We start from the raw sequence: 15939 nt of genomic DNA on the forward strand, positions 1-15939 counted from the left end.
CCATGAAAATTTTATCAATTCGACTGAAAAATTTGGCATCTCTGGCAGATGAGCATTTTATTGATTTTGAAACTGAGCCTTTAGCCAGTGCGGGACTGATTGCCATTGTCGGAAAAACTGGTGCGGGTAAATCTACGATTTTAGATGCCATGTGTCTGGCGTTATTTAATAAAATTCCCCGCCTCAAAGAAAGTGACGGCAAGTTGTTAGATGTCGATGGTTCTGAGCTACTCACCAACTCCCCTTTAACGGTTCTACGTCGCGGTACAGGACATGGTTTTGCTGAACTGTGTTTTGTAGCACAAGACCAGAAACATTACCTCGCACGTTGGGAAATTAAACGTGCCCGTGAAAATGCCAGTGGCAAACTGCAAAGTGTACAACGCTCGCTCAAATGCCTGACTGACGGTGTAGTGATTGCAGATAAAACCAAAGCGGTTGAAGCGCATATTCAACAAATTACTCAACTGAGTTTTGAGCAATTCACCCGTGCGGTATTGTTGGCACAGTCCGAGGTCACCGCTTTTTTAAAGGCACGAGATAATGAGCGTGGTGAATTACTCGAATATCTGACCAATTCCAGTATTTTTGCCAAAATTGGACAACTAGCTTATGCAAAGACCAAAGAAATCGCTGATCAGCGCAAGCAACTAGAAAATGTGCTCGGTCATATTGAAATCCGTTCAGATGAAGAAGTTGCCGAGTTACAAGTTCAATTCCAGCAAGTACAACAACAGGTTCAACAGTTGGAAGCCGACAAAGTTCAGCTCAATCAACAGCAACAATGGTTTGAACAGCAACAGAAACTCGAAACTGAAATCACACTGAAACAACAACAGCATGACATCCAAATTCAAGCACATCAGGCTTTAGCCGCAGATCGCAATCGACTCAACCAACTCGAAACCTTCTCAGGCATTCGTCCGATTGTGTTCCAACAGCAACAGCTAGAAAAAGCACTACAACAGCTTGAACCACAGATTCAACACAAGCAGCAGCACTTTACCGCTTTAAGTACCCAATTTGAGCAAGAAAAAGCGGCTTATACGCAGGCTGAAACGGCCTTACAGCAATTTCAGAGTTTTGAACAAAACCATCAGCATGAACTCACTCAAGTGCGCAAATATGTACAGGAACGTGAATACATTGCCAATGAATATAAAAAAACCAAAGTCCGCCTAAACCAAAACGAAGCGCAACAACAACCATTGCTTGAGCAACAGCAGCAATTTGAACAAAGTCGCCACAGTCTATACCTACAACAACAAAGCTGCTCTGAACAACTGCAAAAGAGTGCACAATTCTCCACTTTAGATAAAGGCTTGAATGCACATATTCAGCAGCTGCAGCAATTTATTCTGCAAAACCAAAAAGTCGAACAGAATTTAGGTTCGATTCAACAGGCTCAGTCCAAGCTTGAACAAGATCAGATCGTGTTGAATGAGCTCATTCAAAAATTTGGCACACCACAACAGATTGAAAGCCATCTTGAACAGAAACAAAAACTCAGAGAACAACAACAGGCCCGACTGAATCAACTGGATCTGATTCAACAAAAACTACAGCATTATTTTGAACTTAAAAAAGAACGTGATGAACTAAGCCATAAGCTCAGTAGCACGCAGCTACAACATCAGCAGCTGGACCAACAACTGCAAACTAGCCAAGGCGAATTCCAGTCTGCAAAAACTGAACGGGAAAAATTGCAGCAGATATTGCAACAACAGCGTTTATTACATGCTGAAAATATTGAACATCTCCGTGCAGAACTCAAACATGGTGAAGCCTGTCTGGTCTGTGGCAGCACCGAACACCCCTATCGTGATGATGCCAGTCAGCTCTCCAAAGCCTTGTATGAGCTGCAACAACAGCAAGAGCAACAGGCCATTCAACAGGAACAACAATTTTTCCAGCTTTGGCAAAATACACAACAGCAATTTACCCAGATTCGTACCGAACTGACGCAATTGCAATCCGCAGTGCAACAAGCAGATGACAAATTCAAGCTGCAACATCAGGAATTAGTCAAACATGCAGCACAGTTCGAGATCCTACTAGATTTAACTCAGTCGCATGCGGAAATCACTACAGTTCAACAGCAATACATCAATGAGGCAACCCAGTTCAAACAGCAGATTGAAATTGAATTACAGCAACTGCATCAGGCCAATAAAGACCACTATCACCTGACTCAAACGATTCAAAATATCCGCTATCAACTCGAAAGCGTACAGCAGTCACAGCAACAGATTCAACATGTCATGGAGTGCCTGAGCAGCGATGAACAAAGCTTATGGCAGCAGCAAACACTGAGCTACGCCCAACAGCTAGCACAACGTTTACAGCAACGCATTCAACAACTAGAACAAGCTGAAACACTCAGCAAACAGCAGCAGCAGCTTGAACAGCAACTGAATCTATTAAAGTCCAATTTAACAAGTTTGCTGACTCAACATGCCGAGTTTAATCAGCAACTCAAAGACATCGAGATCAAAGGTAAACAAAATACAGAATCAGCGCATCAATTAATTGTGGCAATGACAGGTTTAACTGAACTGAAAGCCAATGAATGGTTAAACCAACACGATCAGCAGCGTCAGCAACTCCAAAATCAATACCAGCAGATCAAGCAGCGTTTTGAACAGGCTCGTCAAAGCTTTGAACAGCAGAAAAATGAACTGGAACAGCTCAAAGCCCAACAGCAGCAGCAACAAGCTACCCTTGTCCAATCCAAGACTGAAATTCGAGCCTGGTTAGACCAGCATCCTGAATTTGAAGAACATCTATTAGCTGATTTACTTACTATTCGTACTGAACAAGAACAGCACATTCGAACATCGCTACAACATGCAGAACGTTTGCTCAATGAGGCCGCCTCTGCATTGAAAACGCTGCAACAGCAATTACAGACACATCAGCAGCAACAGCCTGAGATTCAACATGAACAATTGATCGAATTGATTCAGTTAAATCAGGAAAAACTACAACAGCAACTCGAACAACGTGATCAATATAAAGTTCAACTCGAATTACATCAGCAAAACCTTGCCAAGCAAAAACAATTTGCCGAGCAGATCCAGCAAATTCAGCAACAGGAACATCGCTGGAATAAGATTTCCAGTTTGATGGGCGATGCCAATGGCAAGAAATTCCGTGATTTGGCCCAACAATATAATCTGGATATTCTGCTTGAATATGCTAACCAACAACTCACAATGTTGTCACAGCGTTATACCTTAAAACGTTTGGATAATTCCCTCAGCCTAGCCATCATTGACCATGATATGGATGGAGAAACTCGTTCAGTGGCTTCTCTGTCTGGTGGTGAGTCCTTCCTCACTGCTCTTGCGATTTCCTTGGCAATTGCCAATATAGCGTCTGGTTCGATGAAAATAGAATCCCTATTCATTGATGAAGGTTTTGGGACGCTGGATGCCTCATCCTTGCACATGGTGATGAATGCGTTGGATCAATTGCAAAGTCAGGGTCGTAAAGTGATTTTAATTTCGCATATTCAGGAAATGCATGAACGGATTCCTGTACAGATTCAGGTACAACCTGTTGGATCAGGTTCGAGTCGGATTGAAGTAGTTGGTTAAAGCATTTTATGATGATTGAATAATCACAGTATTGAGATCTAATGAATCAGAAGAAAGCTGTTATCTTTGACCTTGATCAAACCTTACTGGATAGAACAACCTCCTTAAAAAAATTCTTAAGGTGGCAGATCAATTTTTTCCAATTAGTTCCTACTATGAAAAAGGAGTTCTTCATTCAGCGTTTTCTTGAACTGGATGATAATGGCAAAATTTGGAAAGATAGAGTTTATGAACAACTTATTCATGAGTTTTCAATTGATCGTGTTTCACGAGATACCCTATTAGCAAGCTATATTAATGATTTTAATAAATTTTCATGTTGCTTTGAGAGTGTAGAAAATACGATTATTAAATTGAAAGAACAAGGTTATCTGATTGGATTAATTTCTAATGGTAGAACACCCTTTCAAGAACATAATTTTTATGCCCTAGGTCTGACGGAGTTCTTTTCAAGCATTATTGTTTCTGAGGCCGTTGGACTTAGGAAACCAGACCCCGCAATTTTTCTCTTATCATGTCGGCAGCTTAACGTCAGTCCTCAAGATTGCACCTTTGTCGGCGATAATGAATTAGCAGATATACAAGGTGCAAAAGCTGTAGGAATGAAAACAATTTTCTTTCATCCTGATCCACGGATATCATCATTAATGGCTGATGCAAATTTACACGATTATGCAAGACTCATCGAAATTCTGGAAAACCTATAACCATACTTTCAAGTGAATATCAGCAAATAATCATTTTTAGCTTTTGACTGAATAATCCCTTGCACCAAACAATGCAGTTCCTATTCTTACCATCGTAGAACCCGCTGCAATCGCAGCGTCCAGATCAGCCGACATTCCCATACTCAAGGTATCCCAATCTTGCGGCTGTGTATGCTGGGATTTCACCTGATCAAATAGTGCTTTGGAATCTGCAAATGCAGCATGATTTTCAGGCGCTGGAATGACCATCAAACCACGTAAACGGATATTTGGAAGTTGGCTAATTTGCTGAACCAGTTCAGCAACCTCTGTAGGTCGACAACCATCTTTAGAATCTTGCCCATCAATATTGACTTGCAGACAAAGGTTTAAAGGTGTTTGCTGATCTAAACGTTGACTGGATAAGCGCTCTGCAATAATCAACCGATCGACGCCATGTACCCAATCAAATTTTTCTGCTAAATGTTTGGTTTTATTACGCTGCACATGTCCAATAAAATGCCATTCGATCTCTAATTCTTTTAATTCCTCAATTTTTTCTAGTGCTTCCTGTAAATAGTTTTCACCAAAACTGCGCTGCCCGACTCCATACATTTCGCGAAGGCTTGAAGCAGGATGGGTCTTGGAAACCGCCAACAACTGCACTGTTGCAGGATCACGTTGAACACGCTGACAGGCTTGTTCTATTTGATTTAAAACAGATTGGCGGGATTGTTGCGATTGATTCATTGACACAGTTCTCATTTACGAAATCTTTTTTTGCTTTCCATTCTTTAAGGTGTTGGTAAGCCCGAATGAAAGCCTTATATTATTCTACAAAATAATGAGACATTTTAGTTTGTTTCGGGGAAATTATGGATATTACAGAACTACTCGCCTTTTCGGTCAAAAACGGTGCTTCAGATCTACACCTTTCAGCGGGTATGCCTCCTATGATTCGTGTGGATGGTGAAGTTCGCCGTATTAACTTACCAGCACTTGAACATAAAGATGTACATCGCTTGGTGTACGACATTATGAATGATAAACAACGTCGTGACTTTGAAGAAGATTTAGAAACTGACTTCTCATTTGAAGTGCCGAATATTGCTCGTTTCCGTGTTAACGCATTCAACCAAAACCGTGGTGCAGGTGCGGTGTTCCGTACCATTCCATCTAAAGTTCTGACCATGGAAGATTTAGGACTCGGCACAATTTTCAAAGAAATCTGTGATTATCCACGTGGGATTGTGCTTGTGACAGGTCCAACGGGTTCTGGTAAATCCACTACACTTGCGGCGATGATCGACTATATTAACGAAAATCGTTATGACCATATTTTAACGGTCGAAGATCCAATTGAATTTGTACACCAATCGAAAAAATGCCTAATCAACCAACGTGAAGTACATCGCGATACCCATGGCTTTAATGCTGCACTTCGCTCAGCACTACGTGAAGACCCAGACATTATTCTAGTCGGTGAGATGCGTGACTTAGAAACCATTCGCTTGGCGCTTACAGCGGCAGAAACAGGTCACTTGGTGTTTGGTACACTACATACCACCTCTGCTGCTAAAACCATTGACCGTGTCATCGATGTATTCCCTGCAGAAGAAAAAGACATGGTACGTGCCATGCTCTCTGAATCTCTACAAGCTGTGATTTCTCAAACACTATTGAAAAAGAATGGTGGTGGTCGTGTGGCTGCTCATGAAATCATGATCGGTATTCCTGCGATCCGTAACCTTGTACGTGAAAACAAAGTCGCACAAATGTATTCTGCGATCCAAACAGGTGCCAACTACGGTATGACCACTTTGGATCAAAGCCTGAAAACACTGGTGTCTAAAGGCTTAATTAGCCCACAAACTGCTCGTACTGTTGCAAAACAACCCGAATCATTCCTATAAGAATAAATGGATTAGAGAAATATCATGGATTTTAATGATTTACTCAACTTGATGATTCAACAAAATGCATCGGACTTATTTGTCACTGCGGATGTTGAACCTTCAATGAAAATTAACGGGCAGATCGTGCCTGTCTCTAAATCGAAACTTTCGGGGGAAATTGTAGGTCAACTGGTTCAATCCATTATGACCGACAAACAACGTAAAGAATTTGCAGAGACACGTGAATGTAACTTCGCGATCATGAACCGTGAAAAGACTGCGCGTTTCCGTGTCAGTGCTTTTCAGCAACGTGATATGCCAGGCATGGTACTGCGTAAGATTGAAACGCATATTCCAAGCATGGACGACTTGAAGCTACCTGAAGTGCTGAAAGAATTGGCGATGACCAAACGTGGCATCATCATCTTTGTTGGTGCAACAGGGACAGGTAAATCGACCTCTTTGGCATCGATGATTGGTTTCCGTAATCAAAACTCGAAAGGTCATATCATCACCATTGAAGACCCGATCGAATTTGTGCATCAACATGCAGGCTGTATTGTGACGCAGCGTGAAGTCGGGATTGATACAGATTCATTTGAAGTGGCATTGAAAAATACGCTACGTCAGGCACCAGATGTGATCTTGATTGGTGAGATTCGTTCGCGTGAAACTATGGACTATGCGATTGCTTTCGCAGAAACTGGTCACTTGGTACTCGCTACCTTGCACGCCAACAATGCCAACCAAGCCTTAGACCGTATTATTCACTTCTTTGAAGCTGACCGTCATAGTCAGCTGTACATGGACTTGTCACTCAACTTAAAAGCACTCGTCGCACAACAATTGATTCCAACCCCAGACGGTAATTCACGTCGTGCTGCCATTGAGATTTTGATTAATACACCGCTTTTAGCTGACTATATCCGTAAGGGTGAAATTCATGAGATTAAAGATCTGATGAAACGTTCACGCGAATTGGGAATGCAAACCTTTGACCAAGCTCTATTCGACCTTTATAAGGCAGGACAGATCACCTATAAAGATGCTTTAAAACATGCGGATTCGCCAAACGACTTACGCCTCACCATCAAACTGTCAGAAGAAGGTGCAGACCAGTTATTGAGTGCCAGCCGCAACATCACCTTTGATGGTCAGTAATTCAAATTAAGCCATTAAAAAAGGGAAGGTTTTTGTAACCTTCCCTTTTTTATTTGTTCAATTTTCGTGAACACTTAGATTTTTTACTCAATACAACTTATTTTTTACGATAAGCCTCTTGGCATTCTGCATCACTACAGTAGCCATATAGATTCAAAGAGTGTCCAGTTAAGGCAAAACCATGTTGGTCTGCAACTGAATGTTGCTCTTTCTCGATAATATCATTTGTAAATTCAATAACTTTATTACAGTTTAAGCAAACAAGGTGATCGTGATGATCTTCCTGCATGATTTCGAAAACAGAGTGATTGTTTTCAAAATGATGACGCTGAATAATGCCCGCAGCTTCGAATTGTGTTAATACACGGTAAACTGTCGCTAAGCCAACATCTTCACCTTGTTCAAGCAAAGTTTTATAAATATCTTCAGCACTCAAATGATGTTGTTTTGAATTTTCTAATAATTCCAAAATCTTAATACGAGGAAGGGTAACTTTAAGTCCAGCTTTGCGTAAGTCTTGATTAGAAATCGGCATAAAAAAAGGTCTCTCAACAAATCTTAAGTTGGAATAGGCAATAGAGTTTAGATGCAGTATGATCTATCCTTGAATCAAATGCATCATCATTTATCAGGATAGTGTAGCAAAATGCAAAAAATCATGCTGGCGTTGTTCGTCACTACAGTACTTAGCGGTTGTTCAGTCTTTGGTGTTTATAAAGTTGATATTCCACAGGGAACACCATTAACCAAAGCACAAGCTTCTCAAGTACAAGTGGGCATGAGCTTTCAGCAAGTCCGTTTCTTGCTTGGTAGTCCAACAGTGACAGATCCACTGAACCCGCAACGTTGGGACTACATCTACAACTATATCCCAGGCACTTATGCGAAAAAAGCAAAAATACCTGCGGCGCACGGTCAACATTTAAAAGTTTATTTTGATGCGAATGGTAACGTAGAACGCTTAGAAGGTTTAGATACGATTCCAGAATCACAACCTGGTTTACCGGCATCAAAAGAAGCTATTTTGACTGCGCCACCACTATAACGGCTTTCCAGTAAAAAGAAACCCCTCATCGAGTCAATCATGAGGGGTTTTACTTATCAGCTTTATGCCTTAAAGCGATTACCTTTGATAAATCGCCCAACGGGGTTCTTTGCTGCCCGCTTACGCCGAATATCATTCGGGTTAATGGTAAGTGCCCGATAGATTTCAACACGGTCACCTGCTTGCAGGACTGTATCCGCGTCAATTCTGCTACCAAATACACCTAACTGTAAAACTTCTGGTAGTGCCGCCTGTGCTGCTAAGCCACTGGCATCAATTGCCTGTTGGGCCGTCATTCCCTCGCTAAAGCTGACAGCAATATGGAATTGCTGTTCAGGACTTGAGAAAGCGACCCATACTTGTTTAGCCTGCTCCATTACAGCACTTGTCCAATCACAGCAATGATTGCTACGACAATTGAAAGTGGTAACACGATACGGATGGCAATACGCCAAATGTTATAAAACAGCTCATTGCTAAAACCCATTGCTTTACGCAGATGACTAATCTTCATAATCCAGCCAGCGAATACTGCATAAATCAAGCAAATCAGTAATCCCCAAAGCATGAGCAGGCTATTAAAGATTTGTTCTACTTGTGGTACAGCCCAAACAGCAATAGCTGCAAGCAAAATCACCCATTGAATCACGATCGCAAGCTGACGCTGTGCTAACTGTTCTTTTGCAAATTGAATTAAGAGTGCAGCTGACATGATGGCAGCAAACACCCATGCCAATGCAGGTAGCTGTGCTTGCACAGAGAAGAAGCCAAAGGCAATCACAGCAAGTAATTGCGCCACCCAAATTGGCAAGGCTGTACTTGTTGCGGCTTCCTGTTTTTTCACAGCAACTAAACTACTTTGCCAGTACAATCCAAGCCCTAAACCACTTGCAACTAAAGCAAGGACTGTTGCATTGCCCCACTCTTTAAACTCGATTCCGGTCCAATGCCAAGCCGTTAGATGTGTTCCCATGACATTGGCAAGAATAAATGCGGCAATCACACCAATTGTTGTCAAAGCAATTAAAAATTGGCGAGGAATAAAAGACAATCCAAGTGCAACAATAGCAAGAGCTGAAAAAACAATCTGATCTGATACAGCAAGCGCTAGCTGTTGGCTCACGACATGGGTTGCGGCAGTCAATACACTACCTGCAAAGAATGGAACAAATATAACAGCCAACCAGCCTACAATACGCCATCTCGGTGAAGCATCTGCATCACGTGTTAAGCTTGAAAGTGCTTGTAATGCTGTGGTCTGCGAACGCTTTGCTAAAGCAATTTCAAGATAACCGATGGGTAATGCCAACAGAATCATTGTGCCTAACCAAAGCAACCAGAAATCGAATTGACGATCGATTTGAATTCCAACAGTAGGTGCCAATGTCGTAATCATGACAAAAGATAGGCAAAACGCCATCACTGGCGCAAGCCAGCGTGACAGAGTTGTGTCCTGCATAATGCATTCCTTGAAAAATCTTTGAACTCATTGCACTTTATGGAGCTTGCAATGAAATATTCAATCTATTTTGCCTTCCTCAAGCCTGAAAATCAAAACAAAAGATCTCGAAAGAAAGAAGCAAATCACCTTACGGTGATTTGCTGCGCACGAATTATTATATTATTAAGTGGATCCCTTATGTATCACTCATACCACACTTATTATTATTTATCATAAGGGATCTTTTATTATTGTCTTATTATTATGAGAAGAAACGAGAAAACCAGTTTTTCCCTTTTTTCTTTTCATTTTCTTTAATGATTCCGATCATATTTTCTTTTACTGCGCCGACATAATCAGCATCATCATGTCGAATATGGTTAATTAACCATTTTGAGAGTGCTTCATGCAGCTCGCTATCAATTTCTTGCCCAAGTTCAAAACGCTGACGATAAGTCTCTATCTTTTTGATAAATAAGTCATGTACACGCTTATGTGGTACACGATATTTATAGTTTGCTTCTTCTTGCAAGCTTTCTTCAAAGGTAAAATGAGACTGGGTATAATCAATGATATTATCCAAAATACCTTTTAATTTTGCCCGATCATCACCCTCATTTAATTCATCAATTTCATTAATATAATCTAGAATACGACGATGCTGATCATCGATCACCTCGATTCCTGTATTATATTCGACAGACCATTTCATACCCATATCGAACCCCAAACCATATTTGATTTATTGAATAAGAATATAATATCGACAAATGAATTAAATAAAAACACAGCGTTTTTGTCAGAATTTAAATATTTTCAAAGAAATAAATTAACCCATTGTTTTGTATTTATTTTAATATTTATACCAATCAAAACACTCAAGTATTTTTTAACCAACAAGAAAAATTATCTATCTAATTTTATTGATATAACTAGAAAAAAATACACACAGACTCCACTAAGTAAAATCCTGCCAAATATATATTCCAGTTATATCTTATATATTAATACTGATCAGCTTTTGTTACTCGTTTTAATGCCGGATTTTCTGCCTCACGGATTAAACGCTCAACTCGAGTCAATGCATGCTGAATTGGTTTACCATGCTGGAATAAAATCATTTCCCCTGCATGATATGCAGTCCATGCTTCATTATGCGTTAACGGCTCAGTCGTGATCACTGCAACACGATCTTCTGGTGTAGTGATCTGACTAAAATCGACTTCCACGTCGAGATCAATTAAATGTGCAGGTTGAAATGGATACTCACGCACGAGCCAATGCAACTTCGTCGTTGCATAGCTAAATAATGCTTTACCATTGGAAAGACAAAAATTAAAGGTGCCATGCTCTGCAATTTGTGGCGAAATACGTTCCAACAGTGAGAAAATCTCTTCTAAACTTGGTTCTGTATAGCCAAATGCTTCAACCATCTGATCCAGTAAATAACAAAATGCTAGTTCACTGTCGGTATTACCTACAGGCTCAAATCGCCCACTTAGTTCAGGTTTGAAGTCATGCAAATCACCATTATGTGCAAAAATCCAATGTCTCCCCCATAGCTCACGCAAAAAGGGATGTGAGTTTTCGAGGTTGATTTTACCTTGTGTCGCTTTACGAATATGTGCAATGACGTTGCGAGACTTAATTGGATAATTACGAATCAGGTCAGCAATAGGAGATTCGACTGCAGATTGATTATCCACAAATAAGCGGCAAGCTTTATCTTCAAAAAAAGCGATCCCAAAACCATCACAATGATCAGAGGTTACCCCTGCACGTTGTGAAAACCCACGAAAAGAAAAAGTAATATCTGTCGGGGTGGCGCAATTCATTCCTAATAGCTGGCACATATCTTTAAACTATCAAACATCTACGCCTATTGTGCATGAGGGATAGATGGCTTGTAAATCTCAATATGTGCTCACTATTAGATTAAGAATGATAAGAGGTTCTGTTGATATTACACAGATGCTTGCGGCAGAGGGTATTTTTGGCTGATACGAGGCAGGGCTTGTAAAATTTAGTGACTCTAAATGAACAAGACATAACGACGTAGCGGCAAAAAATATCCCTGTCCCGTAGGGTTATGGCTAAAACAGCTCAAACGTCGGTATGAAACTTGATAAGGACCATCATAGTAGGTATTTCATGCATTGATTATGTTGTTTTAGCTCATAACGCAATGCATGGTTGAAGTATCAACAAAACCTTACTAACGTTGCACCATTTTGTTCATCACAAAAGAGGTCGCAATCTTATTCACTTCAAGGAAAACAAAATAATCCAAGCATTTAAAATCTTCATCATAAAATGCTTGTTTTGACAATTTCGATTGCATTCCCAGATAGGTCTGAAACAGTTTTGGCATGCGTTCATCTTGCGGGAAACTATAGTCAGGACGTTCTGGTTCAAAGCTACGTTTTGAGCGGATATCTATGGTTTGATGATCACCCAACTGTTGGATCTGACGGTGGGTGTAATAGGCACGTGCCAAGTTATCATCCAAATGGATACTGACACAGCCCATTAAGTATTTAGCACGCATTGACCAAAGTACTTTAGGGGTCAAGTTCAACCATAGCATGGATAGTGCTTTACCCGAGCGAAATTTAGGGTGTACACAAGTACGTCCAATCTCTAACACACTTGGTAAATGAGATAAATGCGGGACAATTTCAAACTCTTGAGCACTGTAACTCTGCCCGATTTCATAGCCTTGGAATAATTTAAGACGGGTATAAGCGACAATTTCACCTGTCCATTTTTCACGTAATACTGCATGCTCACAACCAAAATCATAAAGATCTTGATCTAAACCGTCTTCAAAACGCATCCCAAATTGATGGCTAAATTGCGTTGCTCTAAAGCGTTGTACTTCTTGTAATTCTTTTAAATTATCCACCCATTCAAAACGGAATTGATTTTGAGCTGGCTTGTGGCGTAAGGGTAAAGTCAATGTCTGGCGATATTGATTTAATTTTTCTAGCATAATGAAAGCTCCTTATGACTAGACCTACCTTAAATTGCTTAAATGACATTGCGATGACTAAAACATGAACAGGTCATGACAAAAAAGAGACCTGCTTGAGGTCTCTTTTCAAATCAATAGGATGAATTAATGTTTGGCACGATTGGTAATGAGTGTACCGACACCATGATCGGTGAAGATCTCTAATAAACTTGCATGAGGTACGCGACCATCAACAATATGCGCACTCACAACACCACCTTTAACAGCATCTAATGCACAACCCACCTTCGGAATCATGCCACCGTAAATCACACCCGTTTCGATCAAGCGATCGACTTCTTGTGTGCTTAAGCCTGTTAATAAGTTTTTATTTTCATCCAATACCCCTGTGATATTGGTGAGTAGAATCAACTTCTCTGCGCCTAGCGCTTCTGCAACTTTTCCAGCCACAAGATCTGCATTGATATTATAGGTATTACCTTCTTCATCCACACCCAATGGTGCAATCACTGGAATGAAATCACTTTGGGTAAACATTTCCAGTACATCAGTTTTTACACCAGTCACTTCACCGACCATGCCCAAATCAATTTGCGAAATAGAGCCGTCAGCTTCCTGTTTTTCCATCAATAATTTACGTGCACGCAGTAAATTACCATCTTTACCCGTTAAACCGATGGCACGACCGCCATGTTTATTAATCAGGTTCACGATCGATTTATTGACACTACCACCCAACACCATTTCGACCACTTCCATGGTCGCTTGGTCGGTCACGCGCATACCATCAATACGATCAGACTCTTGTCCTAAGCGTTTTAGCAATGAATCCACTTGTGGACCACCACCATGCACAACGATTGGGTTTAAACCCACTGTTTTTAACAACACGATGTCACGAGCAAATGAACTTTCCAATTCTGGATCAGTCATCGCATTACCACCATATTTTACAACCAACGTTTTTCCTGCAAATCGTTGGATATACGGCAAAGCTTCAATCAAAATTTTTGCTTTATCAATGCCGATATGCTCGTGTGGCATGCGTCTTCTCTCCTGTTTAGGCCTGTGCGAGTTCTTGTGCAATCTGTGGATATTGGTCTTGCAACATAGAAACAAACTTCTGACGAATTTCAATTAATCGATTCTGATTATCAGCGTCAAAACGGACGGTAAAATATTCACCAGTATTTGATGCTCGAATAATGCCAAATCCATCGTCAAAATCAAGTCTTACACCATCAATTTTACTTAAACGAGCGCCTAAACGATGACTTAAAATTTCAATATCATTTAAAACCTGCTTAGGATCAGCATCATGTGTCCCAATATAGGTATCTTCTGTGCAATAACGTTCTGGATAAGCTGCCAATAACTCAGACAGCGTCGCTGCATTGGATTGGGTTAAATACTCCATCACACGTAGTGCAGCATATAGACCATCGTCATAGCCAAAGCCACGTCCATCGTTAAAAACGTAGTGACCTGCATATTCACCACCAAATACAGCACTTCCTTTCGATTGAGACAGATATGCACGCAGGAAACTACTGCCTGTGCGAATCATTTTCGCCTGTCCATCTAAACGTTGTACAGTATCTGCTACCATCCGAGAACACTTCACATCAAAGACAATTTCTTTATGTGGATGTTGCTGTAAGCAGATTTGAGCAAACAATGATAGTAAACGGTCAGGACTAATAATATGTGCCTGTTCATCCAGTAAAACCAAGCGATCCCCATCCCCATCCAGTGCAATACCAAGATCCGCTTTTTCAGCAACAATAGCGGCTTGTAACTTTACTAAATGTTCTGCATGAGACGGGTCTGGTGCATGATCAGGAAAATGTCCATTTGCTTCGCAGCGTAAAGCAATCACCTCACAACCCAGTTTTTCTAAAACCAGTTTGGCACAACGCCCTGCGGAACCATGTAATCCGTCTAGAACAATTTTTAATGGTCGCGCTAACTGAATGTCACTGATCAATGCCTGCTGATACTGCAAGCAATATTTGGGAACAATATGATGCTCGGTATTCTTTGAATGTAGAATATCTTCAAGATTTGGGATAGAAATTTGTGCGAACTGGCCTACCTGTTGGATGGTTTCTGGCGTAGGCGGTTCACCTTTTAAAATCCATTTAATGCCATTGTCCGATTTAGGGTTATGGCTTGCTGTGACCATCACTCCATTACCACCAAAATCACGGGCAATGTAATACATCATTGGGGATGAACAACAACCAATATTGGTGACTTGTAAACCTTGTTGCTCAAATATATGTTGAAGAATATTGGCATAAGTAGGACTAGTTAAACGCGCGTCATAACCAATCACAACATGCGTTTGCTCAGCATTTTTATATTGCGATGCCAAAGCATAGGCAATAGAACAAATAATATTCGGTGTTAAATTACTTAACTTTCCGCGAATATCATAGGCGCGGAAAATATTCAGAGGAAATGTATGTTTTATATTCACTGTAAGCCCCTATTTTTATAATCTTTTGATCCATAAAAAAAGCAGAAACTATTAAGAAATTAATTAACCCTTATTCAGAAAAATTAAAGTAATCAGTCAGCTGCTTTGTAATATATATCGAGGCAACAATCAATATAGAAAATGCAACGTTTTTCAGCAAAACATTGCATTTAAAGTGATAATTACTGAAAAACTTATTGTTTTCCAGTATGACCAAAACCACCTGCTCCACGCTCAGTCGCAACAAATTCGTCCACTTGTTCAAACTCTGCCTGTACCACAGGAACCAGTACATATTGTGCTAAGCGCTCACCTGGCTCTAAACGGAAGCTGTTTTTGCCGCGGTTCCAAACCGATACCATCAGTTCACCTTGATAATCTGAATCAATTAAGCCTACCAGGTTGCCTAATACAATACCGTGTTTATGACCTAGGCCTGAACGCGGTAAAATTAAACCAGCAAAGTTTGGATCTTCAATGTAAATCGCCAAACCTGTCTTTACTAAAACAGTCTCACCAGCAGCAATATCAATCGCTTCATCTAAGCACGCACGTAAATCTAAACCTGCTGAACCTGTCGTCGCATAAGAAGGCAAAGCCCACTCTTGACCTAAACGCGCATCTAATACTTTAACTTGAACTTTCATTAAATTTCC

General features: G+C 40.6%; 15 protein-coding genes. 5 read left to right on the forward strand and 10 right to left on the reverse strand.

Going from position 1 to position 15939, the window contains the following annotated elements; translation table 11 throughout:
- Positions 1–2 precede the first annotated feature (2 nt).
- A complete protein-coding gene (locus tag GBI66_RS01890; RefSeq protein ID WP_151714981.1) occupies positions 3–3599 on the forward strand; it encodes an AAA family ATPase in 3597 nt (1198 codons plus the stop codon).
- A gap of 41 nt (positions 3600–3640) precedes the next feature.
- Positions 3641–4306 (forward strand): HAD family hydrolase, encoded by a 666-nt coding sequence (locus GBI66_RS01895; RefSeq protein ID WP_151714982.1) that lies wholly within the window; start codon positions 3641–3643, stop codon positions 4304–4306.
- 36 nt (positions 4307–4342) lie between these two features.
- On the opposite strand, the gene GBI66_RS01900 is transcribed toward GBI66_RS01895, so the two are convergent.
- Positions 4343–5035 carry a YggS family pyridoxal phosphate-dependent enzyme gene (locus GBI66_RS01900; protein WP_151714983.1) on the reverse strand — a complete coding sequence of 231 codons (693 nt, stop codon included), beginning with the start codon at positions 5033–5035 and terminating at the stop codon, positions 4343–4345.
- A 125-nt stretch (positions 5036–5160) separates the two neighbouring features.
- Between GBI66_RS01900 and GBI66_RS01905 the strand changes: the two genes are divergently transcribed.
- Both GBI66_RS01905 and GBI66_RS01910 read left to right on the forward strand, forming a co-directional pair.
- Entirely contained in the window at positions 5161–6198 is a 1038-nt protein-coding gene (locus tag GBI66_RS01905; RefSeq protein ID WP_004770978.1) for a type IV pilus twitching motility protein PilT, read from the forward strand.
- A 24-nt stretch (positions 6199–6222) separates the two neighbouring features.
- Entirely contained in the window at positions 6223–7341 is a 1119-nt protein-coding gene (locus tag GBI66_RS01910; protein ID WP_033134346.1) for a PilT/PilU family type 4a pilus ATPase, read from the forward strand.
- 97 nt (positions 7342–7438) lie between these two features.
- Here the strand turns inward: GBI66_RS01910 and fur are convergent, their stop codons facing one another.
- Positions 7439–7876 (reverse strand): ferric iron uptake transcriptional regulator, encoded by a 438-nt coding sequence (gene fur, locus GBI66_RS01915; protein WP_004655147.1) that lies wholly within the window; start codon positions 7874–7876, stop codon positions 7439–7441.
- Positions 7877–7987: 111 nt separating this feature from the next.
- On the opposite strand from fur, the gene GBI66_RS01920 reads away from it, so the two are divergent.
- The gene (locus GBI66_RS01920; RefSeq protein WP_004805189.1) at positions 7988–8386 is read left to right on the forward strand and encodes an outer membrane protein assembly factor BamE; all 399 of its coding nucleotides are present in this window, start codon (positions 7988–7990) and stop codon (positions 8384–8386) included.
- Between the two features lie 62 nt (positions 8387–8448).
- On the opposite strand, the gene GBI66_RS01925 is transcribed toward GBI66_RS01920, so the two are convergent.
- The 8 genes from GBI66_RS01925 to dut all read right to left on the reverse strand — a co-directional run bounded on the left by GBI66_RS01925 (position 8449) and on the right by dut (position 15930).
- On the reverse strand, positions 8449–8763 hold the full coding sequence (locus tag GBI66_RS01925; protein ID WP_004805187.1) for an RnfH family protein: 315 nt from the start codon (positions 8761–8763) through the stop codon (positions 8449–8451).
- Positions 8763–9845 (reverse strand): hypothetical protein, encoded by a 1083-nt coding sequence (locus GBI66_RS01930; RefSeq protein ID WP_151714984.1) that lies wholly within the window; start codon positions 9843–9845, stop codon positions 8763–8765. Before GBI66_RS01930 ends, GBI66_RS01925 begins: the two co-directional genes overlap by 1 nt.
- A gap of 244 nt (positions 9846–10089) precedes the next feature.
- The gene (locus GBI66_RS01940) at positions 10090–10545 is read right to left on the reverse strand and encodes a bacteriohemerythrin (protein WP_004655155.1); all 456 of its coding nucleotides are present in this window, start codon (positions 10543–10545) and stop codon (positions 10090–10092) included.
- Positions 10546–10831: 286 nt separating this feature from the next.
- Positions 10832–11680, reverse strand: a complete 849-nt coding sequence (locus tag GBI66_RS01945) for a class II glutamine amidotransferase (RefSeq protein ID WP_151714985.1) — start codon at positions 11678–11680, stop codon at positions 10832–10834.
- A 362-nt stretch (positions 11681–12042) separates the two neighbouring features.
- Positions 12043–12819: a GNAT family N-acetyltransferase gene (locus GBI66_RS01950; RefSeq protein WP_004805180.1), complete on the reverse strand. Its 777-nt coding sequence runs from the start codon at positions 12817–12819 to the stop codon at positions 12043–12045.
- Between the two features lie 126 nt (positions 12820–12945).
- Positions 12946–13845 (reverse strand): acetylglutamate kinase, encoded by a 900-nt coding sequence (gene argB / locus GBI66_RS01955; protein ID WP_004655163.1) that lies wholly within the window; start codon positions 13843–13845, stop codon positions 12946–12948.
- A 16-nt stretch (positions 13846–13861) separates the two neighbouring features.
- Positions 13862–15283 carry a phosphomannomutase/phosphoglucomutase gene (locus tag GBI66_RS01960; RefSeq protein WP_151714986.1) on the reverse strand — a complete coding sequence of 474 codons (1422 nt, stop codon included), beginning with the start codon at positions 15281–15283 and terminating at the stop codon, positions 13862–13864.
- Positions 15284–15477: 194 nt separating this feature from the next.
- Positions 15478–15930: a dUTP diphosphatase gene (dut, locus tag GBI66_RS01965; protein ID WP_151714987.1), complete on the reverse strand. Its 453-nt coding sequence runs from the start codon at positions 15928–15930 to the stop codon at positions 15478–15480.
- Between the last annotated feature and the right edge of the window lie 9 nt (positions 15931–15939).

Origin of the sequence: Acinetobacter sp. TUM15071, assembly GCF_008980925.1 — a bacterium.
In the GTDB taxonomy this organism is placed as follows: domain Bacteria; phylum Pseudomonadota; class Gammaproteobacteria; order Pseudomonadales; family Moraxellaceae; genus Acinetobacter; species Acinetobacter dispersus.

What these genes read in the sequence shown, in the direction of transcription:
- GBI66_RS01925 (WP_004805187.1), bottom strand. Translation starts at nt 8,763, where the DNA reads ATGGAGCAGGCTAAACAAGTATGGGTCGCTTTCTCAAGTCCTGAACAG.
- GBI66_RS01930 (WP_151714984.1), bottom strand. Translation starts at nt 9,845, where the DNA reads ATGCAGGACACAACTCTGTCACGCTGGCTTGCGCCAGTGATGGCGTTT.
- fur (WP_004655147.1), bottom strand. Translation starts at nt 7,876, where the DNA reads ATGCCGATTTCTAATCAAGACTTACGCAAAGCTGGACTTAAAGTTACC.
- dut (WP_151714987.1), bottom strand. Translation starts at nt 15,930, where the DNA reads ATGAAAGTTCAAGTTAAAGTATTAGATGCGCGTTTAGGTCAAGAGTGG.
- GBI66_RS01950 (WP_004805180.1), bottom strand. Translation starts at nt 12,819, where the DNA reads ATGCTAGAAAAATTAAATCAATATCGCCAGACATTGACTTTACCCTTA.
- argB (WP_004655163.1), bottom strand. Translation starts at nt 13,845, where the DNA reads ATGCCACACGAGCATATCGGCATTGATAAAGCAAAAATTTTGATTGAA.
- GBI66_RS01940 (WP_004655155.1), bottom strand. Translation starts at nt 10,545, where the DNA reads ATGGGTATGAAATGGTCTGTCGAATATAATACAGGAATCGAGGTGATC.
- GBI66_RS01920 (WP_004805189.1), top strand. Translation starts at nt 7,988, where the DNA reads ATGCAAAAAATCATGCTGGCGTTGTTCGTCACTACAGTACTTAGCGGT.
- GBI66_RS01945 (WP_151714985.1), bottom strand. Translation starts at nt 11,680, where the DNA reads ATGTGCCAGCTATTAGGAATGAATTGCGCCACCCCGACAGATATTACT.
- GBI66_RS01905 (WP_004770978.1), top strand. Translation starts at nt 5,161, where the DNA reads ATGGATATTACAGAACTACTCGCCTTTTCGGTCAAAAACGGTGCTTCA.
- GBI66_RS01910 (WP_033134346.1), top strand. Translation starts at nt 6,223, where the DNA reads ATGGATTTTAATGATTTACTCAACTTGATGATTCAACAAAATGCATCG.
- GBI66_RS01890 (WP_151714981.1), top strand. Translation starts at nt 3, where the DNA reads ATGAAAATTTTATCAATTCGACTGAAAAATTTGGCATCTCTGGCAGAT.
- GBI66_RS01895 (WP_151714982.1), top strand. Translation starts at nt 3,641, where the DNA reads ATGAATCAGAAGAAAGCTGTTATCTTTGACCTTGATCAAACCTTACTG.
- GBI66_RS01900 (WP_151714983.1), bottom strand. Translation starts at nt 5,035, where the DNA reads ATGAATCAATCGCAACAATCCCGCCAATCTGTTTTAAATCAAATAGAA.